Below are 25833 nucleotides of genomic sequence, written 5' to 3'. Positions count from 1 at the left end.
GCATCTTCAGCGCCTGTGAGATCGAGCGCCGCCCGCGCGGCGCAATCGCGAGCTGCGCTCGCTCTAACAGGCGCTGCCATACCTTGTGGCAAACACCTGTCAGCCCTAAGGCAATCCCTGTGGGAGCTGGCTTGCCGGCGATGGGCTGCAAAGCGGCCCCATGGCTGCCACCAAGGCTTAGCTGACCGGCATCGGGCCGTGAGGCCCGATTTTTCAACGCTTACGGTATGGCCACCGTGAACTGCACATCACTGTTGGCGGAACCAGCGGTTACCTGTGTATCGATCGCTTTGTAAGCCGCAGAAAACAACATGTCAGTAGGTTTGCTGTCATGCAGGGGATATTGTTTGGAGGCGATTCCATTGTCTACCGGTGTACCCACATTGTCCTTGATGATCAAGGCCAACCCCGTGGCGCCACCTGGCTCCAGGGCGTACAACGTGCCGCTGGCGCCGGCGCCGCCGTAACTTCCGGTGAAGGTTACGCTGGTATTGGCACCGGGGAGCAGTATGCAGCCGCCACCGGGGGTAAGGCGCAAACCGAAGGCGCGGTTTGCGGCCTCATCATCTGGCTGCTTGAACTGGGCAGTGGATACTTCGCCCATGTAGATCCTGCTGGCGGGCAGGCCGGTTGAAGGGTCGATGATTTCAACTGCACAGGTCCCGCTGTGGACCTGGCCAAAGAAGTTGATTGAACCCGTGTTTGCAAGCGCTTGTTGGCTGGAAATTGCCAGTCCAAAGGCTACGACTAAGGGCTTCATATAAGCTGTCCTGTTACAGGTAAGTCGGAATAGCAAACGAGCCCAAAGGGCTCGATTGAGGTGACGCAAGGGGCTCAGGGCAGGCTCGACAGTGCTTTTTGCATCGGCGTGGTGGCGACCCCGTAGTCATTGATGGTGGTAAAGGTCAGTTGCAAGCCAGTGAGCGTTTTGATTTGGGTCAGGTCATAAACCTGCAGATCAAATGGCCGCGCCATGGCCATGGCCTGGATTGCCTCTGTTTTGCCTGCACTGCTGACTTCCAGGCGGCCGAATGTGTAATGGTAGGGCGTTGGGTTGTGTACCACGAGTTCGACACGCCCAGCGCGTTGGCGCACGGACCACTCCAGCTCACCGATGCGCTCTGCGGGCCGGTCTTTCAATTCTTTGGGGCGATAGAAAAGCTTCAGGCGCGTGCGCAGCGCAATATTGAGTACGTTGACATCCCCCGGCGTTGCTTCGGGGATCTCCTGAACATTGAGGTAGAACAGCGTTTCCCGATCCTTGGGCAACTTGTTGGGCAGGCGGCTGATCTGCACCATTTGCTCCTTGCCGGGGTCCAGGCGGAACAACCCGGGCGAAGTCGCCAGAGGGACGGCTGTATCGGTGTCGTCCTTCGCGGTGTTGACCCAGGTTTGCACCGCATAGGGGCGGGGGCTGGGGTTGGCGATCACTACAGAGGTGCTGCTGTTGTCGCTGTCGAACACGATTCGCGTGGTATTGACGGTTAGCGCTGCCTGAGCGGTCTGCATCATGCTCGCGAAGCAAATACCCAAGGCAAGGCGGCGCAGGTGAATCTTCATCTGGCGATACCTTTTGAATGGTATGAAGACACCTCAGGCGACGTCAGTTCGCCTGAGGTGCTTTCTCATGGGATGTTGACAAGAAATTGCACATCGGTATTGGCGGTGCCGGCGGTGACCCCGGTGCCAATGGACTTATAGGCCGCAGAGAAAATCATCGTGGTGGGGTTCGCGTCATCCAGTGGGTAATCCTTGGAAGGCGAGCCGTTGTCTATCGGTGTACCGGCATTGTCCTTGATAATCAAGGCCAAGTCGGCTGCCCCGCCTGGCTCCAGCGCATACAGCGTACCACCAGTACCGGCACCGCCATAGGCGCCAGTGAAAGTCACCTGGGCACTGGTATTAGGGGTTACAGTACAGCCATTACCTGGGGTCACGCGCATGCCGAAGGCGCGCGATGCAGCTTCATCGCCTGTGGCTGCGAACTGCGAAACGCTGACGTTGCCCATGTTGATGCGGGCTACCGGCAGGCCGGTCGACGGGTCAATGATTTCGATCGGGCAAGTACCGGCGTGCACCTGGCCGTAGAAGTTGATCGAGCCAGTATTGGCGAGTGCTGCATTGCTGGCAAGGCCAAGCAAGATGGCAAGCGGGATAAGCTTCTTCTTCATGTTGTACTCCACTGTGGACCCGTTGTAGGCAGGGCATTTCGGCCTATGGATTTCTGCCGAAAAACTTGACGGCAGGGGGAGAAAAGATTAGGTCGTTTGGGAATGGTCGCATGTAGGAAAATACTGATAAGTACATAGTAAAAGCCTAATGCGTGATTCTGCTTCAAGAGTGAGTCGCTTCTTGCCGCCCGACAACTGGTAAAAATGCCAGTTTTCAATGCTGCCTGATTATGGGCATATCAGTGCTTTGTTGATGGGAGTGGGGCATGAGCATGCACAAAGAGAAAGAAAGCAATAAGCCTGTGGCTAAAGAAGTCTCAGACTCAGCGGCCGCCGCAGAGTCTGCGATATTGCTCCTCTATGCCCTTAACGATGAAACACAGCTGAACGGTTTATGGGCAAAGCGCCATGCACTCATTGGTCACGATATGGACTGGCCTGAGTTGGTGGTTTCCGAGCGCGAGATGAACAGAACGACTTGGGAGCTGAGCTTGGTGCATCTGGGTTACCCAAAGTTGCGGTTCGAAACGTCAGCGCGAACATTGAAACTGGACAAGAACCTGCTGACCGACCTGCGGCTATCGTTGAATACACCTATTGGCATGAATGCGCGCCAGGCTGTGAGAATCGAGCAGTCGGACGCCAGCGCGGGCAAGGTGCTTGAGGTGACCCTCGGTCTCAACAGCAGCCATATCGAATACCACAAATGGAAAGGCAGTGAGGCGGTGGTGCACTGGGAGCAACCTGCCACTTACGTGATAGCAAATGACCGATTGAGCGCTGACCGGTTCAAGGAGCACTTCGAGCCCTTGAAGCGCATGAAGGTCGCGACTTTGTCAAAGCCAGTTTCTGTTGCTCTTGACGACGTATGGGTTTATTTCGAATATGACCAGTCACGAATCCGGGTCAACGTCTTCAACGGCCCGGGTCAGGTAGCCGCCCAATCAGATCCGATTCTGGTGCCGGCATCCGAAGACGTCGCTATCGCCTTTGAGGTCGGGGCATTCCCAATCACCCTGACCCAGCTGCCGCCAGTGGACAAAGACTGGGTAGTTGGTCTGTTCGCGCCCAGCTGGTCAATGAAGTGGACCCTGGGAGGGTACATACCGCCGGGCAATTTTTATTTTGCCGTATATGCTCTTTCTGGCTCTGAGATGGCGCAAACCAAAGTAAGTACCCAGGCGCAGGCGCTGAAGTGCTCTCCGCTGATTAGTTTTTGCGATTATGGAGGCGATCTGGAAGAGATCCAGCTGATGTCAGCGGGAGCGCAGCCAGTCTGGGGTGCGGAGGGCACACTGCATGGCGAGTTGCTCGTGCAGAACGGCAAGCACTACTACAAACCGCCGCAATCACTGCCAGCGGCGGTGCGTTTCAATACGGGGGGAGACACATTCATACCTGCCGCCTGCCGCGCGTCCCTGGTTACTCCGACCGAGACAGATATCATTAAAGTAACAGACACGTGGCAGGAGGCCTATGCCACGTTTGTGATTCGCTGGGTACATCCCACGCACTTTATCCGGGTTGCCCGGCACGCCTTGGGCCTTAAACTTTCACTGTTTTACTTAAACGGACGTCAAGAGGAAAAAGCGGTTGCGGACTCGCAGGTATCGTGGCGGGTTCTTGCGGGTAATGGCTCGGTTATTGCTGGCGTTTTCAGGCCAGATGTGAGCAACCCAAGCCCTTACTCTGTCGTCATGGGGGAGGACACCTTCGCTGTGGATGAATGGCGCTGGGGGCTGACAATCATTGCGATGCCGATGCTCGATATTGACACGCTGGTCGACTACTACTCGCGTTGAGCAATGGCCCGTTCAGTGGTGGGTCGATGGAGGCGTCTGGGCCAGCAACTGCTTTTCCTGGTGCCAGTCGAACGGCTCGTCGTTGCGCTCGGCTTCGTAGCGACGCTCCTCGAGTTGCTGGTACAGGTCCAACTCTTCGTCAGGCATGAAATGCAGGCAGTCACCACCGAAGAACCACAGCAAATCGCGGGGTACCAGATGAGCGATCTGTGGGTAGCGCTGGATCACCTGACAGGTCAGGTCCTGGCCCAGGTACTGGCTTTGCAGTGGGTCCTGCGGCAGTAGGGTCAGTAGTTCGTCGAAGCGCTCCAGGAACAGGGCGTGGCTTTCCTCCGGTACCTGCTCGGCGTCACCCAGGGCCTCCAAGATGGTGCGCAGGTGGTTCAGCAGTTGCAGGTGGTATTGCAGGTGGGGGGTGGCCATGGGCATGGTCCTCGAGATAGGTCAAACGGGCGCGGAGTATACGCCGGGAGGGAGGGGGCCGCAAAACGGCCCCTGGTTTCAGCGTACCTTGCCGTGCTCAGGCAGCAACTGCGCTTTGTCGAACGCGTCCACATCAATCACGATCCTGCGGGCTTTTTCAGCCTCATGCAGCTGTAGGCCTTCACCTGGCTGAAGCGCACCGGCCTTTACCGCTGCATCAATTGCCGATTGCCCAGGGGTCGGCTGTACCTTGCCACCCTTGATCGCCTGATGCAGCGCCTTGTGCAAGGGTGCAGCTTCCTCCAGCAACTCGCAGGCCCGTTGCAGCGCCGCCACTGGATCTCCATCGGTTTTTGGCCTGAAGCAACCGGAAAGCAGCTCTTCCAGCGCCGGGTCACCTTTGCTACGCCCAATCAGCGCTGCCACTTCGGCGTCCAGTTCATCGCTGGGCCCGGTGTGACGACGGCCAAAGGGGAACACCAGCACGCGCAGGGCGCAGCCAATGAAGCGGTTGGGGAAATTGTCCAGCAGCCTATCCAGGGCTGTTTCCGCCTGGCCCAGGCTTTCTTCCATGGCCCAGCGCAGCAGGGGCTGCATGTGCTGGGGTGAGCCGAGGTCGTGATAGCGCTTGAGCGCGGCGCTGGCCAAGTACAGGTAGCTCAGGACGTCGCCCAGCCGCGCGCTGAGGCGTTCGCGACGTTTGAGCGCGCCGCCCAGTAGCATCATCGACAGGTCGGCCAGCAGAGCAAAGGCTGATGCCTGGCGGTTGAGGGCGCGGAAGTAGCCTTGGCTCAAGGCATCACCGGGCACATTCTCCAATCGACCCAGCCCAAGGTTGAACACGAGTGTGCTTGCCGCGTTGCCGGCAGCGAACATGATGTGCTTCATCAGCAGGTCGTCGAATTCCTTCAGGGCCTGGTCGCGGTCTTCACGGCTTGCCAGGGCCATTTCCTTGAGCACGAACGGGTGGCAACGGATGGCGCCCTGGCCGAAGATCATCAGGTTGCGCGAGAGGATATTGGCGCCCTCGACGGTGATGAAGATCGGCGCCCCCTGCCAGTTCCGGCCCAGGTAGTTGTTCGGGCCCATGATGATGCCCTTGCCGCCGTGCACGTCCATGGCATGCTGGATGCATTCACGGCCGCGCTCGGTGAGGTGGTACTTGAGAATCGCCGACAGCACCGAGGGCTTTTCGCCCAGGTCCACGGCCTTGGCGGTGAGCAGGCGGGCGCTGTCCATCAGCCAGGCGTTGCCGCCGATGCGTGCCAGGGATTCCTGGATGCCCTCGAACGCGGCAAGCGGCACGTTGAACTGTTCACGGATAGTGGCGTACTGGCCGGTGACCAGGCTGGTGTACTTGGCCGCCCCCGTGCCGACGGCGGGCAGGGAAATCGAGCGGCCCACCGACAGGCAGTTCATCAGCATCATCCAGCCCTTGCCGAGCATGGCCTGGCCACCGATCAGGAAGCTCAGCGGCACGAACACGTCCTTGCCGCTGTTGGGGCCGTTCATGAAGGCAGCGCCCAGCGGCAGGTGGCGCTTGCCGATTTCTACGCCGGGGGTGTCGGTGGGGATCAGGGCCAGGCTGATGCCCAGTTCTTCCTGCTCGCCCAGCAAATGGTCCGGGTCGTAGGCCTTGAAGGCCAGGCCCAGCAAGGTCGCGACCGGGCCGAGGGTGATATAGCGCTTTTCCCAGTTCAGGCGCAGGCCGAGGACTTCTTCGCCTTGCCATTGGCCTTTGCAGATGACACCAGTGTCGGGCATGGCGCCAGCGTCGGAGCCGGCCAATGGGCCGGTGAGGGCGAAGCAGGGGATTTCTTCGCCACGGGCCAGGCGCGGCAGGTAGTGGTTGCGTTGCTCATCGGTGCCGTAGTGCAGCAGCAACTCAGCGGGCCCCAGGGAGTTGGGCACCATCACGGTCGAGGCCAGGTCGCCGCTGCGGGTGGCCAGCTTCATCGCCACCTGGGAGTGGGCATAGGCGGAGAAACCTTTACCGCCATATTCCTTGGGGATGATCAGGGCAAAGAAACCGTTCGACTTGATATGCGCCCACGCTTCGGGCGGCAGGTCGAGGTCCTGGCCGATCTGCCAGTCGCTGACCATTGCGCAGAGCGCTTCGGTGGGGCCGTCGATGAAGGCCTGTTCCTCCTCGGTCAGCGTCGGTGCCGGGTAGGCGAGCAGTGTGCGCCAGTCGGGGCGGCCACTGAACAGCTCGCCGTCCCACCAGACGGTGCCTGCGTCGATCGCTTCGCGCTCGGTTTGCGACATGGGCGGCAGGGTGCGCTGGAACCAGCTGAACACCCGGCCGGTAAGTACCCTGCGGCGCCAGTCGGGCAGCGCCACCACGGCCACCTTGAACGCCAGCACGATCCAGATCAGCGCCAGCAGCCAGCCGGGGGCGTTGCTGAAAATGCTCATCAGCAGGACGTAGGCCGCCACGATGCCGAGAATCTGCAGGGGCGCCAGGCGCCGGTGCGTGAGGTATGCCGCGCCGATCACCAGCACTACCAACCATAACAGCAACATAATCGGTCCTCCTTGGAACCAGGGGAGCTTGAACCGTCCCAGACAGCTTAGACGTAACGCCGTGAACGGCAGGGTCAGAACAGTGACAGGGTGTGGCGGTGGGAGTTTCAGGATATTTTCAGCCTGTGCCGGCCTCTTCGCGGGCACGCCCGCTCCCACAGGGATATCACAGGGTTCGAGACGGGTGAGGCACCTGTGGGAGCGGGCGCGCCCGCGAAGAGGCCGGTACAGGCGAGAAAACTCTGGAGTAGACTGTGCAGCCCTCCACATTCATAAGGACGTTGCCATGCTGAAGATCTGGGGCCGCAAGAATTCGAGCAATGTGCGCAAGGCGCTGTGGATTGCCCACGAACTGGGCCTGGACTTCGCGTCCATCGACGCCGGCGGCGCTTTCGGCGTGGTCAACGAGCCGCACTACCGCGCGCGCAACCCCAATGGCCTGGTGCCCCTGCTGGAGGACGGCGACCTGGTCCTGTGGGAGTCCAACGCCATCGTCCGCTACCTGTGCGCCGAGTACGGCGCCGAGCAAGGCTGGTACCTGGAAGACCCGCGCCAGCGCGCCCTGGCCGACAAGTGGATGGACTGGACCACCTCGGCCTTGGCAACCCCCTTCCGCCCGCTGTTCTGGGGCCTGCTGCGTACCCCGGAAGACCAGCGCGACTGGGTGGCGATCAACGCTGCGCACAAGCGCTGTGCCGAGCTGCTGGCGATGGCCGATGCTGCCCTGGCCCAGCAGCCGTATCTTTCCGGTGACCAGATCGGCATGGGCGACATCCCACTGGGGTGCTTCGCCTACGCCTGGTTCGAGCTGCCCATCGAGCGCCCGGCCATGCAGCATCTGGAAGCGTGGTACGCACGCCTCAAGGCACGCCCGGCCTACCAGGCTGCGGTGATGACGGCGCTGACCTGAATCGAACACCACGGCTGTTTCGATAGTCACTATCAATACACATGACTGTACTTGTGCGGCCAGGCCTTGCACCATTGGCCGCACTCACTGCGCCAGTGACGTTATCTGGCGTGTCCTGCACCTTATTCTTCGGTAAGTGACCCGCTATGAGTTCTGCCCTGTCCATCCGACAGCTCACCAAAACCTACGGCAACGGCTTCCAGGCCCTCAAGGGCATCGACCTGGACGTTGCCGAAGGTGACTTCTTCGCCTTGCTCGGTCCCAACGGCGCCGGCAAGTCCACCACCATCGGCATCCTGTCCACGCTGGTGAACAAGACCAGCGGCACGGTCAACGTGTTCGGCCATGACCTGGACCGCGAGCCCGCCGCGCTAAAGCGCTGCCTGGGCGTGGTGCCGCAGGAATTCAACTTCAACCAGTTCGAGAAAACCTTCGATATCGTGGTGACCCAGGCCGGCTACTACGGTATCCCGCCTAAACTGGCCAAGGAGCGCGCCGAGCAATACCTGACCCAGCTGGGCCTGTGGGACAAGCGCGACGTGCAGTCGCGTTCGTTGTCTGGTGGCATGAAGCGCCGCCTGATGATTGCCCGCGCGCTGATTCACGAGCCGCGCCTGCTGATCCTGGACGAACCTACCGCCGGGGTGGACATCGAGCTGCGCCGGTCGATGTGGAGCTTTCTCACCGAGCTGAACCAGAAGGGCATCACCATCATCCTCACCACCCATTACCTGGAAGAGGCTGAGCAGCTGTGCCGTAACATCGGCATCATCGACCACGGCACCATCGTCGAGAACACCAGCATGCGCCAGTTGCTGGGCAAGCTGCATGTCGAAACCTTCGTCCTCGACCTCAAGCAGGACCTGGCCACGGCGCCGGTGTTGCAAGGCTACCCTAGCCGGCTGCTGACACCGCACACGCTGGAAGTGCAGGTGGACAAGGACATCGGCATTACCGCGCTGTTCGGCCAGCTGGCCTTGCAGAACATCGAAGTGCAAAGCCTGCGCAACAAGACCAACCGACTCGAGGAGCTGTTCGTGTCCCTGGTGGAAAAAAACCTGTCGAAGGTGGCCGTATGAGTGTGGAACTGCGTACCAACTGGGTCGCCCTGAACACCATCGTCTACCGTGAAGTGCGGCGTTTTCTGCGCATCTGGCCGCAGACCCTGCTGCCGCCCGCGATCACCATGGTCCTGTACTTCGTGATTTTCGGTAACCTGATCGGCCGGCAGATCGGTGACATGGGTGGTTTCACCTACATGCAGTACATCGTGCCCGGGCTGATCATGATGTCGGTGATCACCAACTCTTATGGCAACGTGGTGTCGAGCTTCTTCGGCAGCAAGTTCCAGCGCTCGATCGAAGAGTTGATGGTGTCGCCGGTATCGCCGCACATCATTCTCGTCGGCTATGTGCTGGGCGGCGTGTTGCGTGGCCTGGCGGTGGGGGTGATCGTGACCATCCTGTCGATGTTCTTCACCGACCTGCAGGTTCACCACCTGGGCGTGACCGTGGCCGTGGTGCTGTTGACCGCGACCATTTTCTCGCTGCTGGGCTTCGTCAACGCGGTGTTCGCGCGCAACTTCGATGACATTTCGATCATCCCGACCTTCGTGCTGACGCCACTGACTTACCTGGGCGGGGTGTTCTATTCGATCAACCTGCTGCCGCCATTCTGGCAGACCGTGTCGCTGGCCAACCCGGTGCTGCACATGGTCAACTCGTTCCGCTACGGCATCCTAGGGGTGTCGGATATCAGCATCGGTACGGCGATCACCTTCATGCTGGTGGCCACCGCGGTGCTCTACCTGCTGTGTGTGCGCCTGCTGGTCAGCGGCCGCGGCATGCGCGCCTGAGGCCTTGCACCGGCATTGGCGGCGCCGCCACTGCCGGCCCACCCACCAGCGCCAGTACAGCATGGTGCCGAAGTAGCCAAGGATGCCCAGCACCACGCCGCACACCACCGAGCCGAGCAGGAAGGGTTGCCACAGCGTCGACAGCTGGTCGGTGATCCACTCGAAGGTCAGTTCGTCAGGCAATGTGCGCGGTGGTACCTGCATCAGCCAGGCGCCGGTCATGTAGGTGACGAAGAACACCGGCGGCATCGTCAGTGGGTTGGTCAACCACACCAGGCTGACCGCGATCGGCAGGTTGCCGCGTACCGGAATGGCCAGCGCGGCGGCCAGCAGCATCTGCGCCGGCATCGGGATCAGTGCCGCGAACAGGCCAACGCCCATGGCCCGCGCCACCGAATGGCGGTTCAGGTGCCAGAGGTTCGGGTCGTGCAGCAACTTGCCGAAAAAGCGTAAGGACTTGTGTTCCCGAATACTGGTCGGGTCCGGCATGTAGCGTTTGAAAAGTCGGCGCGGCATGTAGGCTCCCGGAGCGTTGACCCGGGCAGTATGCCCTTATTCCCGCTCAGCCTCGTTCAGAGTTTGTGACAATTGTTGAGCAAGCCGTGCCGGCAATTGGGCTATGCCTCAGAAGGTGATTTGGCTTCTGGAGCTCTACCTCATGCGCACAGGGATGTTGGCGCTTGCGCTCGGGCTGCTGTGCCTGGGCTTTCTTCCTGTATTGCCACCGGACGGGTGGTTGTGGGTGCTGGCGGCTTGCGCTGGCGTCTGCCTGTTCACCCGCGGGTGGCCATTGGGCTGTTTTCTGTTGGGGCTGTGCTGGGCCAGCTGGTCTGCCCAGCAGGCCCTGGATGACCGGCTGGCGGCCGCTTTGGATGGCCGCACCTTGTGGCTGGAGGGGCGGGTGGTCGGCTTGCCGGCACGCACGGCGCACGGTGTGCGTTTCGAGCTGGAGGCCGCCCGTTCGCGCCGTGCCGAATTGCCACAACGCCTGCAAGTCAGCTGGTTCGACGGGCCGCCGGTACGGGCCGGCGAGCAGTGGCGGCTGGCGGTGACCTTGCAGCGCCCCGCCGGGTTGTTGAACCCGCATGGGCCGGACCGTGAAGCGCAGTTGCTGGCCCGGCGGGTCGGCGCTACCGGTACGGTGAAGGCGGGGCAGCTGCTGGCGCCGGCCAGCTATGGGTGGCGGGACTCGCTGCGCCAGCGCTTGCTGGCGGTCGATGCCAACGGCCGGCAGGCCGCGCTGGTGGCCCTGGTGCTCGGCGACGGGACCGGCCTGGCGCGGGAAGATTGGCAGACGTTGCAGGCCACCGGCACGGTGCACTTGTTGGTCATTTCCGGCCAGCACATTGGCCTGGTTGCCGGTTTGCTCTATGGCCTGGTCGCCGGGTTGGCCCGCTGGGGGCTGTGGCCCGCACGGCTGCCGTGGCTGCCCTCGGCGTGCGCGCTGGCCATGGGTGCGGCACTGGCCTACGGCTGGCTGGCCGGCGCGGGGGTGCCGGTACAGCGTGCCTGTCTGATGCTGGCCGTGGTGTTGCTCTGGCGGCTGCGTTTTCGGCACCTGGGGGCGTTCCTGCCACTGTTGCTGGCGCTGGTGGTCGTGTTGCTGGTCGAGCCGCTGGCGGCGCTGCTTCCGGGCTTCTGGCTGTCGTTCGGCGCCGTGGCCACGCTGGTGTTTTGCTTCAGCGCCCGCCTGGGGGCATGGCGGCCATGGCAGGCCTGGACGCGGGCGCAGTGGGTGATTGCCATCGGTTTGTTGCCGGTGCTGCTGGCCGTGGGCTTGCCGGTGAGCCTGAGTGCGCCGCTGGCCAACCTGGTGGCGGTGCCATGGGTGAGCCTGGCGGTACTGCCGTTGGCCTTGCTGGGTACCTTGTTGTTGCCGTTGGGTGGGGCTGGGGAGGCCTTGTTGTGGCTGGCAGGTGGCTTGCTGGACGTGCTGTTTCGGGTGCTGGCGCTGGTTGCGCAGCAACGCCCGGCATGGGTGCCGCCGGCCCTGCCGCTATGGGCCTGGCTGCTGGTCTGCCTGGGGGCTTTGCTGGTGCTGCTGCCCCGTGGCGTGCCGCTGAGAGGGTTGGGCGGGGTGATGCTGTTGGCCCTTTGGGTGCCGCGCGAGCCGGTGCCTTTCGGGCAGGTGGAGGTCTGGCAGCTGGACGTTGGCCAAGGCTTGGCGGTGCTGTTGCGCACCCGGCATCACAACCTGCTGTATGACGCCGGGCCGGCGAGGGGCGACAGCGACCTGGGGGAGCGGGTGGTGTTGCCGACCTTGCGCAAGTTGGGGGTGAGTCACCTGGACGTGATGCTGATCAGCCATGCCCACGCCGATCATGCCGGCGGTGCTGGGGCGATACAGCGGGGTTTGCCGGTCGAGCGGGTTATCGGTGGGGAAGCGCTGGATGATGTTCAGTTGCAACCCTGTGCCAGTGGCGAGCAATGGGAATGGGATGGCGTGGGTTTTTCGCTGTGGCGCTGGGCGGATGGGCGCAGCAGTAATGACCGCTCCTGTGTGTTGCTGGTCGAGGCGCAGGGTGAGCGGTTGTTGCTGGCCGGCGACATGGAGGTAGGGGCGGAGCGTGCCTGGCTGGCGGCGACCGACGCGCCACGCATTGACTGGCTGCAGTCGCCGCACCATGGCAGCCGCAGTTCCTCCAGCGAGGGGTTCATGCGTGCCACGGCGCCGCGTGGGGTGCTGATATCGCGGGGGCGCAATAATAGCTTTGGACACCCGCATGCGCAGGTGGTGGAGCGGTACCGGCGGCATGGGGTGGTGGTGCATGACACGGCGGTGCAGGGGGCTTTGCGGTTGGTGCTGGGTGGGTGGGGGGAGGTTGAGGGGATGCGGGGACAGCGGCGGTTCTGGCGGGCTCGGGTGGAGTGAGGGGAGGGGCTTGCAGGTGCTTGCCATGACATTTTCTATGCCCCAGGGGTTCGCCATGACAGTTGCAGCGCCTGTCAGCCCTGATACCGATCCAAGGCATGCTCCCTGATCTCCGGCAGATGAGCCTCCGCCGTGCCTATGGTAGAGTGGCGGCCTTTATCCGAAGGGGCGTTTACTGTGTGGGAATTGGTCAAGTCCGGTGGTTGGATGATGCTGCCGATCATTCTGAGCTCCATCGCTGCCATGGCTATCGTCATCGAGCGCCTGTGGACCCTGCGCGCCAGCCGCGTCACCCCGCCACACTTGCTGGGCCAGGTCTGGATATGGATCAAGGACAAGCAACTCACCAGTGACAAGCTCAAGGCGCTGCGCGCCGATTCGCCACTGGGTGAGATCCTCGCCGCGGGCCTGGCCAATTCGCGCCATGGCCGCGAAATCATGAAAGAGTGCATCGAAGAGGCGGCTTCGCGCGTTATCCACGAGCTGGAGCGCTACATCAGCACCCTCGGCACCATCGCTGCCATGGCCCCGCTGCTGGGCCTGCTGGGCACCGTGCTGGGCATGATCGACATCTTCAGTGCCTTCATGGGCACGCAGATGACCGCCAACGCCGCGGTACTGGCCGGTGGTATTTCCAAGGCCCTGGTCACCACGGCGGCGGGCCTGATGGTCGGTATTCCGGCGGTGTTCTTCCACCGTTTCCTGCTGCGCCGCATCGATGAACTGGTGGTGGGCATGGAGCAGGAGGCGATCAAGCTGGTGGAAGTGCTGCAGGGCGACCGCGAAGTGGAAGTGGCCGGAGGCAAGGCGTGAAGTTCCGGCGCAATCGCCAGCGGGAGAACGTCGACATCAACCTGGCGTCGCTGATCGACGTGGTGTTCGTGCTGCTGCTGTTCTTCGTGGTCACCACCACCTTCACCCGTGAAACGCAGCTGCGGGTCGAGCTGCCGGAGGCCGCCAGTGCCGAGCAGGCGCCGGCCGACCAGGGCAAGCTGGTGGAAATCACCATCAGCGCCGAAGGCGTGTACTCGGTGAACAACCACCTGCTGCCCAAGAGCGACCTGGCCACACTGAGCGAGGCCATCGAGCGTGAGTCGGGTGGTGACAACAAGCTGCCCCTGGCCATCAGTGCCGATGGCAAGACCCCGCACCAGGCTGTGGTCACTGCGATGGATGCTGCCGGCAAGCTCGGCTTCAGCCAATTGCGCATGACCACCGTCGAGGCGGCCCAGGGCACGCCCTGATGGCTATCGCCGATCGCCTGCTCGCCGCCTGGTACGCCGGGCACCCGGCGCTGGCGCTGCTGCGCCCGCTGGAGGCGTTGTACCGCCGCGTGGTCACGCGCAAGCGCGCGCGCTTTCTAAAGGGTGAAAGTGCCAGCTACCGCGCACCGGTGCCGGTCATCGTGGTGGGCAATATCACCGTGGGTGGCACCGGCAAGACACCGATGATTCTCTGGCTGATCGAGCATTGCCGCCAGCAGGGGCTGAACGTCGGCGTGGTCAGCCGTGGCTATGGCGCCAAACCGCCGCAGTTGCCGTGGCGGGTGTTGGCCGACCAGTCTGCCGAACAGGCCGGGGACGAACCGCTACTGATCGTGCAGCGCAGCGGGGTACCGCTGATGATCGACCCAGATCGCGCCCGCGCCGTGCAGGCCCTGCTGGCCAGTGAACCGCTGGACCTGATCCTGTGTGATGACGGCATGCAGCACTACCGCCTGGCACGTGACCTGGAGCTGGTCCTGATCGATGCCGCGCGTGGCCTGGGCAACGGCCGCTGCCTGCCGGCCGGCCCGCTGCGCGAGCCTGCCGAACGCCTGCAGGGCGCCGATGCGGTGCTGTTCAATGGTGCCGGCGAAGACCGTGTCGGTGGCTTTGGCCTGCGCCTGCAGCCATCCGCACTGGTCAACCTGCGCAGTGGCGAGCGCCGCCCACTCGACCATTTTCCCGCCGGCCAGCGCCTGCACGCGGTGGCCGGTATCGGCAACCCGCAACGTTTCTTCAATACCCTGCTGGGGCTAAACTGGCAGCCGCTGCCGCACCCTTTTGCCGACCATGCACACTTCAGCGCCCGGAGCCTGGCCTTCAGCCCACCGCTACCGCTGGTCATGACCGAGAAGGACGCCGTGAAATGCCGCGCCTTCGCCGCCGACGACTGGTGGTACCTGGCTGTCGAAGCACAGCCCACGCCGGCATTCAGCGCCTGGTTCGACAGCCAGCTGCAGCGTTTGCTGCACAAGCCCTGAGCCCGTTTTCATTTCTGGCCATCTGGCCTAAAGGAAGCCTTCAATGGACACCAAACTGCTCGATATCCTCGCCTGCCCAATCACCAAGGGCCCGCTCAAGCTCAGCGCCGACAAGACCGAGCTGATCAGCAAGGGTGCCGGCCTGGCCTACCCGATTCGCGACGGTATCCCGGTCATGCTGGAGAGCGAAGCACGTACCCTGACCGACGACGAGCGCCTGGACAAATGAGCCTGGACTACACCGTGGTGATTCCTGCCCGCCTGCGTTCCACGCGCTTGCCAGGCAAGCCGCTGCTGGCCATCGCCGGCAAGCCGATGGTGCAACATGTATGGGAGCAGGCGCGCAAGAGCGCGGCCAGCCGCGTGGTCATCGCTACCGACGATGCCAGCATCTTCGAAGCTTGCCAGGCCTTTGGCGCTGAAGTGCTGATGACCCGTGTCGACCATGAGTCGGGTACCGACCGCCTGGCTGAAGTGGCGACGCAACTAGGCCTGGCGGCCGATGCCATCGTGGTCAACGTGCAGGGTGACGAGCCGCTGATCCCGCCGGTGATCATCGACCAGGTAGCTGCCAACCTGGCTGCCCACCCGCAAGCGGCCATCGCCACCCTGGCCGAGCAGATCCATGAGCCGGAAACCGTGTTCAACCCCAATGCGGTGAAGGTGGTCAGCGACAAGCACGGCCTTGCCCTGAGCTTCAGCCGGGCGCCGCTGCCGTGGGCGCGTGACACCTTCGCCAAAGGCCAGGACCAGTTGCCAGCCGGCGTACCTTACCGCCGCCATATCGGCATGTACGCCTACCGCGTGGGCTTCCTCCACGACTTCGTCAGCTGGGGCCCCTGCTGGCTGGAGCAGACCGAAGCCCTGGAGCAGTTGCGTGCCCTGTGGCACGGTGTGCGCATCCACGTCGAGGACGCGATCGAGGCGCCTGCCGTGGGTGTAGACACCGCAGAAGACCTGGAGCGCGTACGGCGCTTGCTGGAGGCCTGATGCGCGTACTGTTCGTGTGCCTGGGCAACATTTGCCGCTCGCCCACTGCCGAAGGCGTGCTGCGCCACCAGCTACAGGCTGCCGGGCTCGCCGACCGCGTGCAGGTGGCCTCCGCGGGTACGGGCGACTGGCACGTTGGCAAATCACCCGACAGCCGCACCTGCAAGGCGGCGCTGGCGCGTGGCTATGACTTGTCCAGGCAACGCGCGCAGCAGGTCAAGCAGCGGCACTTCGCCGAATACGACCTGGTGCTGGCCATGGACGAGAGCAACCTTCGCGACCTGCGTGCCCTGCGCCCGCCAACGGCGACGGGCGAGCTTGACCTGTTCCTGCGCCGCTATGGTGCGGCATTGGATGAAGTGCCTGACCCGTACTACGGCGGCGCCGATGGCTTCGAGCAGGTACTCGACCTGATCGAATCGGCCTGCCAGGCGCTGGTGCTGGAAATCAAGGGGCGGATATGACCGGGCAATGGCAGGAGCAGGTATCGCTCAAGCCTTACAACACCTTCGGCATCGACGTGAAGGCGCGTTACTTCAGCCAGGCCCGCAATGACCTGCATGTGCGCCAGGCGCTGAGCCAGGCTCAGCGCCTGGCGTTGCCAGTGCTGGTGATCGGCGGCGGCAGCAACCTGCTGCTGACGCGCGATATCGATGCGCTGGTCTTGCACATGGCCAGCCAGGGCCGCCGGGTGCTCAGTGATGACGGCGAGCATGTGGTGGTCGAAGCCGAGGCCGGCGAGCCCTGGCACCCGTTCGTGCAGTGGACCCTGGCGCAGGGTTTTTGCGGCTTGGAGAACCTCAGCCTGATCCCTGGCACCGTGGGCGCTGCACCCATGCAGAACGTGGGTGCCTACGGGGTGGAGATCAAGGACGTGTTCGTCGGCCTTACGGCCCTGGACCGCGAGACGGGCGAGCTGCGCGACTTCGCGCTGGCGGACTGTGCCTTCGGTTACCGCGACAGCGTATTCAAGCGTAACCCAGGCCGGTGGTTGATCCTGCGGGTGCGGTTTGCCTTGAGCCGGACCCTGCACGCGCACCTGGACTACGGCCCGGTCCGCCAGCGCCTGGCAGAGCAGGGCGTGACCGAACCGACGGCGCAGGCGATCAGCGATGCGATCTGCAGCATTCGCCGCGAAAAGCTGCCAGACCCGGCCGAGCTGGGTAATGCCGGAAGCTTCTTCAAGAACCCGGTGGTTTCAGCCGAATGCGTGGCGCGTATCCGTGCGCAGTACCCCGGCGTGGTCGCCTATCCGCAGGCTGACGGTCAGGTAAAGCTGGCCGCAGGCTGGTTGATCGAGCAGGCAGGCTGGAAGGGCTATCGCGAGGGTGATGCCGGGGTGCATCGCTTGCAGTCGCTGGTGCTGGTCAACCATGGCCAGGCGAGTGGGGCGCAGATGCATGCGCTGGCGCGACGGATCCAGGCCGATATCCTCGAACGGTTCGGGGTTGAGCTGGAGATGGAGCCTAACCTGTACTGAATTAGAGGGCGGTGCAGAACCTGTAGGAGCGGCCTTGTGTCGCGATGGGGCGCGTAGCGGCCCCAGATTTCAGCGTCAATGCAAATATTCCCGGGGCCGCTTTGCGCCCCATCGCGACACAAGGCCGCTCCTACAAAGGGCAGCCCCGGCGCTGACATAAAGTGATAGGCCAAGAAAAAGCCCCGCCAGTTCGCACTGGCGGGGCTTTTTCATTCAGCCTTGGCTATCAACCATGATGAGGCTTTTGCTCATCGGCGGTTTCCAGGGCTGGCTCGCCAGTGGCTGCAGCAGCTTCCTGCGCGGCTTTGGCGGCAGCCTCGGCCTCACGTTTGCGGCGGCGCACTTCACGCGGGTCGTTCGGCGCGCGGCCGTTGGCCAGCATGACAGTGGCAGGCTCTACCACAGCTGGGGCCGCGACCGGCGCAGGCTCGACAACCACAGGTGCAGGCTCGGCCACTACTTCTGGCTGGGCTTCGGCAACCGGGGCAGGCTGTTCGACAGCCGGCGCAGCCTCGACCACGGTCGGCGCCTGCTCGATTTCACCGGCTTCGACAGCTGGCGCTTCTACCGGAGCTTCGACAGCCACGGCCGGCTCGACAACAGGCGCTTCTTCGACGACCGGTTGTGGCGCGACTTCGACCACTGGCTCGGCAGTTGCCTCGACCACGGCCACAGGCTCGCTGACCGGCTGCTCGACCACTGGGGCCACGGCCACTTCTTCAACCTTGGTGACAACTTCGACTTGCTCGAGCTTTTCAGCCTGCTCAACCGGCTGGGCGGCTTCGCTGTTGTCGGTTGCTGCAGCGGCAACGACGTCAGCGTTGGCGCGCTCGGCCTGTTGGTTGGCCTGGGCCTCGGCATCGCTGCTGATGTTGCTGGTCGCGACAGCGGCAGTCACGGCCAGGCCCGCCGCCAGTTCAGCACCCAGCTCGGTGGCCTGGTGCTGCTGTGGCTGCTCGTCGCTGCCTTCTTCTTCGCCGTCGATCAGCTCGCCATTGGCATTGCGCTGACGTTCACGACGGTTGCTGCGGCGACGCTGGCCACGCGAGCGGCGGCGCGGACGCTCGCCATCCGTGCCTTCCTGCTCGTCTTGCAGCTGTTCTTCGTTCGGCAGTTGCTCTTCGGCCAGCTCGGCAGCCTGTTCGGCCGCTTCTTCGGCAGCGCGTGGCTGACGCTCTTCACGGGGTGGGCGTGGGGCACGCTCTTCACGCGGGGCACGTTCTTCGCGCGGGGCACGTTCTTCACGTGGAGCACGTTCTTCGCGCGGGGCACGTTCTTCACGTGGAGCACGTTCTTCGCGCGGGGCACGTTCTTCACGCGGGGCACGTTCTTCGCGCGGAGCACGCTCTTCACGTGGAGCACGTTCTTCGCGCGGGGCACGTTCTTCACGTGGAGCACGTTCTTCGCGCGGGGCACGTTCTTCACGTGGAGCACGTTCTTCGCGCGGAGCACGCTCTTCACGCGGGGCGCGTTCTTCGCGCGGTGCACGCTCTTCACGGGCTACGCGCTCTTCACGCGGCTGGCGCTCTTCGCGCTCGGCTGGCGGAGTGGCATCCAGCGGCTCGCGCAGTTCGCGCACGCGCTCTTCGCCACGGTTGCCACGGCGGTCTTCGCGTGGCTGGCGTGGGGCGCGTTCCTCGCGTGGTGCGCGCTCTTCACGTGGCGCACGTTCTTCACGCGCAGCGCGTTCCTCGCGTGGCTGACGCTCTTCGCGTGGTACGCGTTCGGCACGCTCTTCACGTGGTTTGCGCTCTTCGTCGCGGCGGCCATTGCGGTTGCGGCTTTGCTGACGGCCGTTGCGGCGTTCTTCGTTGCGTGGGCTGCGCTCGGCGGCCGGTTTCTCGGCGGCAGGGGCGACCGGGGCAGCGGCAGGCTCGTCCTTGCCGGCGAACAGGCTGACCAGCGACTTGACCAGGCCCTTGAACAGGCTTGGCTCCGGCGCGCTCGGCGCGGCGGCGGCGGCCGGTGCAGGCTGCTGCACTTCGGCGGCGGCCGGTACCGGTGCATTGGCGCGGGCCGGGGCGGTTTTCACGGCCGCTTCCTGGCGAACCAGGGTACGGGTAGCAGTCGGTTGTGGTGCTTCTTCGGTTTCGCTGGCGGCGATTTCGTAGCTGGACTGGTTGTTCAGCACTTCCGGGTTGTCGTCGCGCAGGCGCTGGACTTCGAAGTGCGGGGTTTCCAGGTGATCGTTCGGCAGGATGATGATGCGCGCACGGGTGCGCAGCTCGATCTTGGTGATGGAATTACGCTTTTCGTTGAGCAGGAACGCTGCTACCGGGATTGGCACCTGGGCACGCACTTCGGCGGTGCGGTCTTTCAGGGCTTCTTCTTCGATCAGGCGCAGGATGGCCAGCGACAGCGACTCGACGTCACGGATGATGCCGGTGCCGGAGCAACGTGGGCAGACGATGCCGCTGCTTTCACCCAGCGATGGGCGCAGGCGCTGACGGGACATTTCCAGCAGGCCAAAGCGGGAGATGCGGCCAACCTGCACGCGGGCGCGGTCGGCTTCCAGGCACTCACGCACGCGCTCTTCGACGGCGCGCTGGTTCTTGGCCGGGGTCATGTCGATGAAGTCGATGACGATCAGGCCGCCGATGTCACGCAGGCGCAGCTGGCGGGCGATTTCCTCGGCCGCTTCCAGGTTGGTCTGCAGGGCGGTTTCTTCGATGTCGCTGCCTTTGGTGGCGCGCGCCGAGTTGATGTCGATGGACACCAGGGCTTCGGTCGGGTCGATCACGATCGAGCCACCGGACGGCAGGTCGACCACGCGCTGGAAGGCGGTTTCGATCTGGCTTTCGATCTGGAAGCGGTTGAACAGCGGCACGCTGTCTTCGTAGAGCTTGACCTTGCTGGCGTACTGAGGCATCACCTGACGGATGAAGGTCAGTGCTTCTTCCTGGGCGTCGATGCTGTCGATCAATACTTCGCCGATGTCCTGGCGCAGGTAGTCGCGGATGGCGCGGATGATGACGTTGCTTTCCTGGTAGATCAGGAACGGCGCGGCGCGGTCCAGGGACGCTTCCTTGATGGCGGTCCACAGTTGCAGCAGGTAGTCCAGGTCCCACTGCATTTCTTCGCTGCTGCGGCCCAGGCCGGCGGTGCGCACGATCAGGCCCATGTCGCCCGGTACGGTCAGGCCGTTCAGGGCTTCGCGCAGTTCGTTGCGCTCTTCGCCTTCGATGCGGCGCGAGATGCCACCGGCGCGCGGGTTGTTGGGCATCAGTACCAGGTAGCGGCCGGCCAGGCTGATGAAGGTGGTGAGGGCGGCACCTTTGTTGCCACGCTCTTCCTTCTCGACCTGAACGATGACTTCCTGGCCTTCGCTGAGCACTTCCTTGATGTTCACCCGGCCTTCCGGGGTTTTCTTGAAGTATTCGCGGGAGATTTCTTTCAGCGGCAGGAAGCCGTGACGTTCGGAACCGAAGTCGACGAAAGCGGCTTCGAGGCTGGGTTCGATGCGGGTGATCTTGCCTTTGTAGATGTTGGCCTTTTTCTGCTCACGCGCGCCGGACTCGATGTCCAGGTCGTAGAGACGTTGGCCGTCCACCAGGGCTACACGCAACTCTTCGGGTTGAGTTGCGTTAATCAGCATTCTTTTCATGTTGTACCGTCGGTTTCCGGGCTGCCGGAAACGGCGTTCGGCACACACGACGTCTCATGGTCGGTGCCAAGGTGCGCAAAGGGTGGCCGGGCCACCCCCGTGTCGAGCAACGTTCGGCACCAGCCGGTTGCCCAGCCTGCCGTTGTCGCGACGACGCGTCCTGTTTGCTGCGGTGCCAACAAGGCCCCGGTGGCTTCGAATGGGTATCCGAATCAACCAAGCGGGCCTTGTGCACTCAGTCAGGAGGAGGAATCAACCGTCAGCCGTGGACGCCCGGGGGCATCTGTTCAGGACCTTATCCGCTCACCAGCCTTCAATCGGCTGCTGGCCGGACGCGGTGCTACACGGTCCGAGGGCTGTGCATCTCCACCCTGCACGTATCCCTGATAATTCGGGTGCTGCCGCGCGCTGAATCCGCAACGGGTTGCATTTTTCGCCAGCTTCGAATGGGAAGCTGACGCCATTACATGTCCAAGGCTGTTGTTTCCGGAGCATTCGCCTTGCGTTGCGTGGAAGCGACGGGGGCGGGCAGAGCTACAACGAAAAGAATCGGGTAAGCAGGTGAACAACCACACTTGTCGTTTTTTTTCGGTCTTCTCTACACAGCGCTGGTGGCGATTCCAGGCAATTCGGTAAACTGGCGAAAACCCCGTAGGACGGCCTCGCGTCCTGGAGAATTGCGTAGGTCAGCAACCGGCTCTGGGCCTGGTTTTGCTGGCCTGCCACTTTTGGCGGCGTTCGCGACTATAGCAGCAATGATTAAGTGCTTCAATTCCATAAAAAATTGTTATGATTCCCGCCATGACGACCAATACCCCTCCGACTTCCGGCGTACAGCTGATCGAAGTCGCGCCGGAGCTTGCCGGCCAACGCATCGACAATTTCCTCATCACGGCGCTCAAGGGCGTACCCAAGACCCTGGTCTACCGCATCCTGCGCAAGGGTGAGGTGCGGGTCAACAAGGGCCGCGTGAAACCCGAGTACAAGATCCAGGCCGGCGATATCGTGCGGGTGCCGCCCGTCCGCCTGCCGGAGCGCGACGAGCCGGCACCGGTCGCCCAGGGGCTGTTGCAGCGCCTGGAGGCGGCCATCGTCTATGAAGACAAGGCGCTGATCGTGATGAACAAGCCGGCCGGCATCGCCGTGCATGGCGGTAGTGGCCTGAGCTTCGGCGTGATCGAGGCGCTGCGCCAGCTGCGCCCTGACGCCAAGGAGCTGGAGCTGGTGCACCGCCTGGACCGCGACACCTCCGGTCTGCTGATGATCGCCAAGAAGCGCAGCATGTTGCGCCACCTGCATGCGGCGCTGCGCGGTGATGGCGTGGACAAGCGCTACATGGCATTGGTGCGGGGCCACTGGCCCACGGCCAAGAAACAGGTCAACGCGCCCCTGCTCAAAAGCAACCTGCGCTCGGGCGAGCGCATGGTCGAGGTGAACGATGAGGGCAAGGAGGCGCTGACCCTGTTCCGCGTGCTGCGTCGCTTCGGCGATTTCGCCACCATTGTCGAGGCGCGGCCAATCACCGGGCGTACCCACCAGATTCGCGTGCATACCCTGCATGCCGGGCACATGATCGCCGGCGACAACAAATACGGCGACGAAGATTTCAGCCGCGAAATTCGCGAGTTGGGTGGCAAGCGCCTGTTCCTGCACGCCTACGCGCTGACCGTGCCGCTGCCGGACGGTGGCGAGCTCAAGCTTGAAGCGCCGGTGGACGATGTCTGGGCCAAGACGGTGGAGCGGCTGAGTGCGCCGTGACCTATGAAAAAAGCTTATGAACTGCTGATATTCGACTGGGACGGCACGCTGGCCGACTCCATCGGGCGCATCGTCGAGTCCATGAACGCGGCTGCCGTGCGTGCCGGTGAGGCGCAACGCAGTGATGATGCGATCAAGGGCATCATCGGCCTGGCCCTGGACGAGGCCATCCATACCCTGTACCCGCACCTGGAGCCCGTTCAGGTCGAAAGCTTCCGTCAGCACTACGCTGATATCTACACCGCCCTGGATCAGCAGCCTTCGCCGCTGTTCGAGGGTGTGAGCGAGTCGCTGGACGCCTTCCGCGCCGAGGGTTACCGCCTGGCGGTGGCCACCGGCAAGGCCCGTCGCGGCCTCGATCGGGTGCTCAAGGCCAATGGCTGGCAGGCGTTTTTCGACATTACCCGCGCCGCTGATGAAACCCGTGGCAAGCCACACCCGCTGATGCTCGAGGAAATTCTCGGCCATTGTGGTGTAGAACCGCAGCGTGCGCTGATGGTCGGAGATTCGGCATTCGACCTGCAAATGGCCAGCAATGCCGGCATGCATTCGGTGGCCGTGGGCTATGGTGCCATGTCGTTACAGGCGCTGGCCGAGTTTGGCCCGCAGGTGTGCATCGAGCATTTTTCCCAGCTGCGCGAGTGGTTGGCTGGGGCCGCAATTCCACTTCCAAGGTAGGTGAGCATGGCAGACGAATGGAAAGCCCCCGAGGCCGAGCCCGGGGAGCGCGAAGAGCGCAAGAGCTGGCAACTGCTGGAAAAGACCCTGTTGGCCAGTGTGCAGGAGCAGCGCCGCTCACGGCGCTGGGGGATTTTTTTCAAGCTGCTGACCTTCGTTTACCTGTTCGGCATCCTGGCGCTGTTCTCGCCGCTGATGGATATGGACAAGGCGGCCTCGCGCGGTGCCAGCCATACCGCACTGGTCGAGGTGCGTGGCGTGATTGCCGACCAGGAGGCGGCCAGCGCAGACAATATCGTGAAGAGCCTGCGTGAGGCCTTCAAAGACAGCAAGACCAAAGCTGTGGTAATGCGCATCAACAGCCCGGGTGGCAGCCCGGTGCAGGCCGGTTACGTGTACGACGAAATCCGCCGCCTGCGTGCCGAATACCCGGCCATCAAGCTGTACGCGGTAATCGCCGACCTGGGGGCGTCCGGTGCCTACTACATTGCCAGTGCCGCAGACGAGATCTACGCCGACAAGGCCAGCCTGGTCGGGTCCATCGGGGTAACGGCGGCCGGCTACGGCTTCGTCGGCACCATGGAAAAGCTGGGTGTCGAGCGCCGCGCCTACACCTCGGGTGAGCACAAGGCGTTCCTTGACCCGTTCTCGCCGGAAAAGCCCGAGGAGACGCGGTTCTGGCAAGGGGTGCTGGACACCACGCACAACCAGTTCATCGCCATGGTCAAGCAGGGCCGCGGCGAGCGCCTGAAAGACAAGGAGCACCCGGAGCTGTTCAGTGGCCTGGTGTGGTCGGGTGAGCAAGCCAAGGCGCTGGGGCTGGTGGATGGGCTGGGCAGTGCCAGTTATGTGGCGCGTGAGATCGTGGGTGAGAAGGAGTTGGTGGACTTCACCGTGCAGGAATCGCCGTTTGACCGCTTCTCCAAGCGGGTCGGGGCCAGTGTGGCTGAGCACCTGGCCATGTGGATGGGCTTCCAGGGGCCACAGCTGCGCTGATTGCCTGTTCTGGCCCCATCGCCGGCAAGCCGGCTCCCACAGGCATCCCACAGTTCTCAAAACTTGTGCAGTACCCATGGGAGCCGGCTTGCCGGCGATGGGCCGCAAAGCGGCCCCAGGCCCTCAAGGAATCACCACCCCTTCCTTGGTCAGCATGTCCACCAGCCGAATCAACGGTAGCCCGATCAGGCTGGTGGCGTCGCAGCCATGGGTGCTCTGAAACAAACTCACCCCCAACCCCTCCGCCTTGAAGCTGCCAGCGCAGTCCAGCGGCTGCTCCGCCGCGACATAGCGCTCCACCTGCTCGCGGCTCAGTTCGCGCAAGGTCACGGTAAACGCTATGCAATCGACCTGGCATTGCCCGGTGGCGCTGTTAAGCAGTGCCAGCCCGGTCAGGAAGCACACCTGCTGCCCGCTGCACGCCAGCAGTTGTTCGCACGCGCGCTCGAAGGTCTGCGGCTTGCCCAGCACCTGTTCGCCCAGCACCGCCACTTGGTCCGAGCCGATGATCAGGTGCCCGGGGTGGTTGCCCGCCAGTGCCTCGGCCTTCTGCCTGGCCAGGCGCTGCACCAGCTCTGGCGCTGGCTCGCCGGCCTGGCGCTGCTCGTCTATGTCGGGGCTTGCCCAGGTGAAAGGCAGTTGCAGGCGGGCGAGCAGTTCGCGGCGATAGGCAGAGCTGGAAGCCAGTAACAGAGGAAGCATGGTAGACTCCTGATTCAGTTGAACAAATTCTATCACGCACGATGCCGCCTAATTTCCTTTGACAGGGGCGGGGGGCATCCCTATTATGCTGCGCCTATGTTGAATGACCCGATTCCACCTCACGTTGACCCGCGCAAATTAGCCGATCGTGGCGTAACCCTTAACGGTTCGCTGCCGCTCGCTGATTTGGAAAGACTCTGCGACCCGCTTTCCGACAATGTCGGTACGGTGCAGGCGAAGTTCGATTTTGAACGAGATGAACAGCACGTGGTGGTTATCCACAGCGAGCTGGACGTCGAAGTCAAAATGGTTTGCCAGCGTTGTCTTGAGCTGGTCACCCTGCCGATCCATAGCGAATGCACTTACGCTGTGGTGAAGGAGGGTGCGAATACCCAGTCGTTGCCGAAAGGCTATGACGTGCTGGAACTGGGCGAAGATCCTTTGGATCTGCAGGCATTGATCGAGGAGGAGCTTCTGCTCGCCCTGCCAATCGTGCCTGCTCATCATCCGGAAGAATGCCAGCAGCCGGCGGGCGCAGACGAGCCCGAATCGAGCAAGGACGAGGTATCGCGGTCCAACCCGTTCAGTGTTTTGGCGCAGTTAAAGCGTGACCCAAACGTTTAGGAGTTAATCAATTATGGCTGTTCAGCAGAACAAAAAATCCCGCTCTGCCCGTGACATGCGCCGTTCGCACGACGCCCTGTCGGAAAACGCGCTGTCGGTAGACAAGTCCACCGGTGAAGTCCACCTGCGCCACCACGTTTCGCCAGAAGGCGTATACCGTGGTCGCAAAGTGGTCGACAAGGGCGCTGACGAGTAAT

24 protein-coding genes and 1 pseudogene are annotated in these 25833 nt (G+C 63.1%); 17 read left to right on the top strand and 8 right to left on the bottom strand.

Annotated elements, in window-relative coordinates; all coding sequences use genetic code 11:
• Nucleotides 1–220 precede the first annotated feature (220 nt).
• From QME24_RS14560 to QME24_RS14550, 3 genes are all read right to left on the bottom strand, one after another.
• Nucleotides 221–760, bottom strand: a complete 540-nt coding sequence (locus tag QME24_RS14560) for a fimbrial protein (protein WP_054906171.1) — start codon at nucleotides 758–760, stop codon at nucleotides 221–223.
• Nucleotides 761–834: 74 nt separating this feature from the next.
• Nucleotides 835–1560 (bottom strand): molecular chaperone, encoded by a 726-nt coding sequence (locus tag QME24_RS14555; RefSeq protein WP_009681876.1) that lies wholly within the window; start codon nucleotides 1558–1560, stop codon nucleotides 835–837.
• Nucleotides 1561–1625: 65 nt separating this feature from the next.
• Nucleotides 1626–2183: a fimbrial protein gene (locus QME24_RS14550; protein ID WP_232892514.1), complete on the bottom strand. Its 558-nt coding sequence runs from the start codon at nucleotides 2181–2183 to the stop codon at nucleotides 1626–1628.
• A gap of 254 nt (nucleotides 2184–2437) precedes the next feature.
• On the opposite strand from QME24_RS14550, the gene QME24_RS14545 reads away from it, so the two are divergent.
• Nucleotides 2438–3973 (top strand): hypothetical protein, encoded by a 1536-nt coding sequence (locus QME24_RS14545; protein ID WP_154211993.1) that lies wholly within the window; start codon nucleotides 2438–2440, stop codon nucleotides 3971–3973.
• Between the two features lie 12 nt (nucleotides 3974–3985).
• Here QME24_RS14545 and QME24_RS14540 read toward each other — a convergent pair whose 3' ends face one another.
• Together QME24_RS14540 and QME24_RS14535 are read right to left on the bottom strand one after the other, a co-directional pair.
• Entirely contained in the window at nucleotides 3986–4396 is a 411-nt protein-coding gene (locus QME24_RS14540; RefSeq protein WP_280091575.1) for a PA2817 family protein, read from the bottom strand.
• Between the two features lie 78 nt (nucleotides 4397–4474).
• Nucleotides 4475–6922 (bottom strand): acyl-CoA dehydrogenase, encoded by a 2448-nt coding sequence (locus tag QME24_RS14535; RefSeq protein WP_280091576.1) that lies wholly within the window; start codon nucleotides 6920–6922, stop codon nucleotides 4475–4477.
• Nucleotides 6923–7208: 286 nt separating this feature from the next.
• On the opposite strand from QME24_RS14535, the gene QME24_RS14530 reads away from it, so the two are divergent.
• The 3 genes from QME24_RS14530 (at nucleotide 7209) to QME24_RS14520 (ending at nucleotide 9687) form a co-directional block, all read left to right on the top strand.
• Entirely contained in the window at nucleotides 7209–7832 is a 624-nt protein-coding gene (locus QME24_RS14530) for a glutathione S-transferase (protein WP_054906176.1), read from the top strand.
• A gap of 146 nt (nucleotides 7833–7978) precedes the next feature.
• On the top strand, nucleotides 7979–8911 hold the full coding sequence (locus tag QME24_RS14525) for an ABC transporter ATP-binding protein (RefSeq protein ID WP_280091577.1): 933 nt from the start codon (nucleotides 7979–7981) through the stop codon (nucleotides 8909–8911).
• Complete coding sequence (locus QME24_RS14520; RefSeq protein ID WP_009681883.1) at nucleotides 8908–9687, top strand: ABC transporter permease; 780 nt, start codon at nucleotides 8908–8910, stop codon at nucleotides 9685–9687. Before QME24_RS14525 ends, QME24_RS14520 begins: the two co-directional genes overlap by 4 nt.
• A gap of 3 nt (nucleotides 9688–9690) precedes the next feature.
• On the opposite strand, the pseudogene QME24_RS14515 reads toward QME24_RS14520, so the two are convergent.
• Nucleotides 9691–10203, bottom strand: a pseudogene (locus tag QME24_RS14515) (DUF2062 domain-containing protein); the annotation flags it as partial.
• Between the two features lie 142 nt (nucleotides 10204–10345).
• Here QME24_RS14515 and QME24_RS14510 point away from each other — a divergent pair.
• The 8 genes from QME24_RS14510 (at nucleotide 10346) to murB (ending at nucleotide 17274) form a co-directional block, all read left to right on the top strand.
• Nucleotides 10346–12559 (top strand): DNA internalization-related competence protein ComEC/Rec2, encoded by a 2214-nt coding sequence (locus QME24_RS14510; protein WP_280091578.1) that lies wholly within the window; start codon nucleotides 10346–10348, stop codon nucleotides 12557–12559.
• A 177-nt stretch (nucleotides 12560–12736) separates the two neighbouring features.
• Nucleotides 12737–13372, top strand: a complete 636-nt coding sequence (locus QME24_RS14505) for a MotA/TolQ/ExbB proton channel family protein (protein ID WP_009685211.1) — start codon at nucleotides 12737–12739, stop codon at nucleotides 13370–13372.
• The gene (locus tag QME24_RS14500) at nucleotides 13369–13803 is read left to right on the top strand and encodes a biopolymer transporter ExbD (protein ID WP_012271149.1); all 435 of its coding nucleotides are present in this window, start codon (nucleotides 13369–13371) and stop codon (nucleotides 13801–13803) included. The genes QME24_RS14505 and QME24_RS14500 overlap by 4 nt, the downstream gene beginning before the upstream one ends.
• Nucleotides 13803–14804 (top strand): tetraacyldisaccharide 4'-kinase, encoded by a 1002-nt coding sequence (gene lpxK, locus QME24_RS14495; RefSeq protein WP_054905781.1) that lies wholly within the window; start codon nucleotides 13803–13805, stop codon nucleotides 14802–14804. The genes QME24_RS14500 and lpxK overlap by 1 nt, the downstream gene beginning before the upstream one ends.
• A gap of 43 nt (nucleotides 14805–14847) precedes the next feature.
• Nucleotides 14848–15033, top strand: a complete 186-nt coding sequence (locus QME24_RS14490) for a Trm112 family protein (protein ID WP_003247142.1) — start codon at nucleotides 14848–14850, stop codon at nucleotides 15031–15033.
• The gene (gene kdsB, locus QME24_RS14485) at nucleotides 15030–15794 is read left to right on the top strand and encodes a 3-deoxy-manno-octulosonate cytidylyltransferase (RefSeq protein WP_054905782.1); all 765 of its coding nucleotides are present in this window, start codon (nucleotides 15030–15032) and stop codon (nucleotides 15792–15794) included. Before QME24_RS14490 ends, kdsB begins: the two co-directional genes overlap by 4 nt.
• A complete protein-coding gene (locus tag QME24_RS14480) occupies nucleotides 15794–16258 on the top strand; it encodes a low molecular weight protein-tyrosine-phosphatase (protein WP_054905783.1) in 465 nt (154 codons plus the stop codon). Before kdsB ends, QME24_RS14480 begins: the two co-directional genes overlap by 1 nt.
• A complete protein-coding gene (gene murB, locus QME24_RS14475) occupies nucleotides 16255–17274 on the top strand; it encodes a UDP-N-acetylmuramate dehydrogenase (protein WP_054905784.1) in 1020 nt (339 codons plus the stop codon). Before QME24_RS14480 ends, murB begins: the two co-directional genes overlap by 4 nt.
• Before the next feature lie 226 nt (nucleotides 17275–17500).
• Here murB and rne read toward each other — a convergent pair whose 3' ends face one another.
• Nucleotides 17501–20878 carry a ribonuclease E gene (rne, locus tag QME24_RS14470; protein WP_281690873.1) on the bottom strand — a complete coding sequence of 1126 codons (3378 nt, stop codon included), beginning with the start codon at nucleotides 20876–20878 and terminating at the stop codon, nucleotides 17501–17503.
• An 801-nt stretch (nucleotides 20879–21679) separates the two neighbouring features.
• Between rne and rluC the strand changes: the two genes are divergently transcribed.
• From rluC to QME24_RS14455, 3 genes are read left to right on the top strand one after another with little or no spacing between them, the layout of a single operon-like run.
• Entirely contained in the window at nucleotides 21680–22636 is a 957-nt protein-coding gene (rluC, locus tag QME24_RS14465; protein WP_054905797.1) for a 23S rRNA pseudouridine(955/2504/2580) synthase RluC, read from the top strand.
• A gap of 3 nt (nucleotides 22637–22639) precedes the next feature.
• Nucleotides 22640–23314, top strand: coding sequence for an HAD family hydrolase (locus tag QME24_RS14460; RefSeq protein ID WP_054905786.1), 675 nt, complete (start codon nucleotides 22640–22642; stop codon nucleotides 23312–23314).
• A gap of 6 nt (nucleotides 23315–23320) precedes the next feature.
• On the top strand, nucleotides 23321–24310 hold the full coding sequence (locus tag QME24_RS14455) for a S49 family peptidase (RefSeq protein ID WP_009685073.1): 990 nt from the start codon (nucleotides 23321–23323) through the stop codon (nucleotides 24308–24310).
• A 123-nt stretch (nucleotides 24311–24433) separates the two neighbouring features.
• Here the strand turns inward: QME24_RS14455 and QME24_RS14450 are convergent, their stop codons facing one another.
• A complete protein-coding gene (locus QME24_RS14450; protein ID WP_054905787.1) occupies nucleotides 24434–25012 on the bottom strand; it encodes a nucleoside triphosphate pyrophosphatase in 579 nt (192 codons plus the stop codon).
• A gap of 96 nt (nucleotides 25013–25108) precedes the next feature.
• Here QME24_RS14450 and QME24_RS14445 point away from each other — a divergent pair, with 96 nt between their 5' ends.
• The gene (locus QME24_RS14445) at nucleotides 25109–25636 is read left to right on the top strand and encodes a YceD family protein (RefSeq protein ID WP_080709253.1); all 528 of its coding nucleotides are present in this window, start codon (nucleotides 25109–25111) and stop codon (nucleotides 25634–25636) included.
• Between the two features lie 13 nt (nucleotides 25637–25649).
• Nucleotides 25650–25832, top strand: a complete 183-nt coding sequence (gene rpmF / locus QME24_RS14440; protein ID WP_029887079.1) for a 50S ribosomal protein L32 — start codon at nucleotides 25650–25652, stop codon at nucleotides 25830–25832.
• Nucleotide 25833 lies beyond the last annotated feature (1 nt).

This window comes from Pseudomonas sp. PARCl1, from assembly GCF_947311875.1.
GTDB classification, from domain to species: Bacteria; Pseudomonadota; Gammaproteobacteria; order Pseudomonadales; family Pseudomonadaceae; genus Aquipseudomonas; species Aquipseudomonas juntendi.
This window is presented reverse-complemented; position numbering and strand designations above follow the sequence as displayed.

Excerpts from the sequence above, each read along its gene's own strand:
- QME24_RS14555 (WP_009681876.1), bottom strand. The coding sequence starts at position 1,560 with ATGAAGATTCACCTGCGCCGCCTTGCCTTGGGTATTTGCTTCGCGAGC.
- QME24_RS14525 (WP_280091577.1), top strand. The coding sequence starts at position 7,979 with ATGAGTTCTGCCCTGTCCATCCGACAGCTCACCAAAACCTACGGCAAC.
- kdsB (WP_054905782.1), top strand. The coding sequence starts at position 15,030 with ATGAGCCTGGACTACACCGTGGTGATTCCTGCCCGCCTGCGTTCCACG.
- murB (WP_054905784.1), top strand. The coding sequence starts at position 16,255 with ATGACCGGGCAATGGCAGGAGCAGGTATCGCTCAAGCCTTACAACACC.
- QME24_RS14510 (WP_280091578.1), top strand. The coding sequence starts at position 10,346 with ATGCGCACAGGGATGTTGGCGCTTGCGCTCGGGCTGCTGTGCCTGGGC.
- QME24_RS14535 (WP_280091576.1), bottom strand. The coding sequence starts at position 6,922 with ATGTTGCTGTTATGGTTGGTAGTGCTGGTGATCGGCGCGGCATACCTC.
- QME24_RS14480 (WP_054905783.1), top strand. The coding sequence starts at position 15,794 with ATGCGCGTACTGTTCGTGTGCCTGGGCAACATTTGCCGCTCGCCCACT.
- rne (WP_281690873.1), bottom strand. The coding sequence starts at position 20,878 with ATGAAAAGAATGCTGATTAACGCAACTCAACCCGAAGAGTTGCGTGTA.
- QME24_RS14530 (WP_054906176.1), top strand. The coding sequence starts at position 7,209 with ATGCTGAAGATCTGGGGCCGCAAGAATTCGAGCAATGTGCGCAAGGCG.
- rluC (WP_054905797.1), top strand. The coding sequence starts at position 21,680 with ATGACGACCAATACCCCTCCGACTTCCGGCGTACAGCTGATCGAAGTC.
- QME24_RS14490 (WP_003247142.1), top strand. The coding sequence starts at position 14,848 with ATGGACACCAAACTGCTCGATATCCTCGCCTGCCCAATCACCAAGGGC.
- QME24_RS14540 (WP_280091575.1), bottom strand. The coding sequence starts at position 4,396 with ATGGCCACCCCCCACCTGCAATACCACCTGCAACTGCTGAACCACCTG.
- rpmF (WP_029887079.1), top strand. The coding sequence starts at position 25,650 with ATGGCTGTTCAGCAGAACAAAAAATCCCGCTCTGCCCGTGACATGCGC.
- QME24_RS14445 (WP_080709253.1), top strand. The coding sequence starts at position 25,109 with ATGTTGAATGACCCGATTCCACCTCACGTTGACCCGCGCAAATTAGCC.
- QME24_RS14520 (WP_009681883.1), top strand. The coding sequence starts at position 8,908 with ATGAGTGTGGAACTGCGTACCAACTGGGTCGCCCTGAACACCATCGTC.
- QME24_RS14460 (WP_054905786.1), top strand. The coding sequence starts at position 22,640 with ATGAAAAAAGCTTATGAACTGCTGATATTCGACTGGGACGGCACGCTG.
- lpxK (WP_054905781.1), top strand. The coding sequence starts at position 13,803 with ATGGCTATCGCCGATCGCCTGCTCGCCGCCTGGTACGCCGGGCACCCG.
- QME24_RS14560 (WP_054906171.1), bottom strand. The coding sequence starts at position 760 with ATGAAGCCCTTAGTCGTAGCCTTTGGACTGGCAATTTCCAGCCAACAA.
- QME24_RS14455 (WP_009685073.1), top strand. The coding sequence starts at position 23,321 with ATGGCAGACGAATGGAAAGCCCCCGAGGCCGAGCCCGGGGAGCGCGAA.
- QME24_RS14450 (WP_054905787.1), bottom strand. The coding sequence starts at position 25,012 with ATGCTTCCTCTGTTACTGGCTTCCAGCTCTGCCTATCGCCGCGAACTG.
- QME24_RS14545 (WP_154211993.1), top strand. The coding sequence starts at position 2,438 with ATGAGCATGCACAAAGAGAAAGAAAGCAATAAGCCTGTGGCTAAAGAA.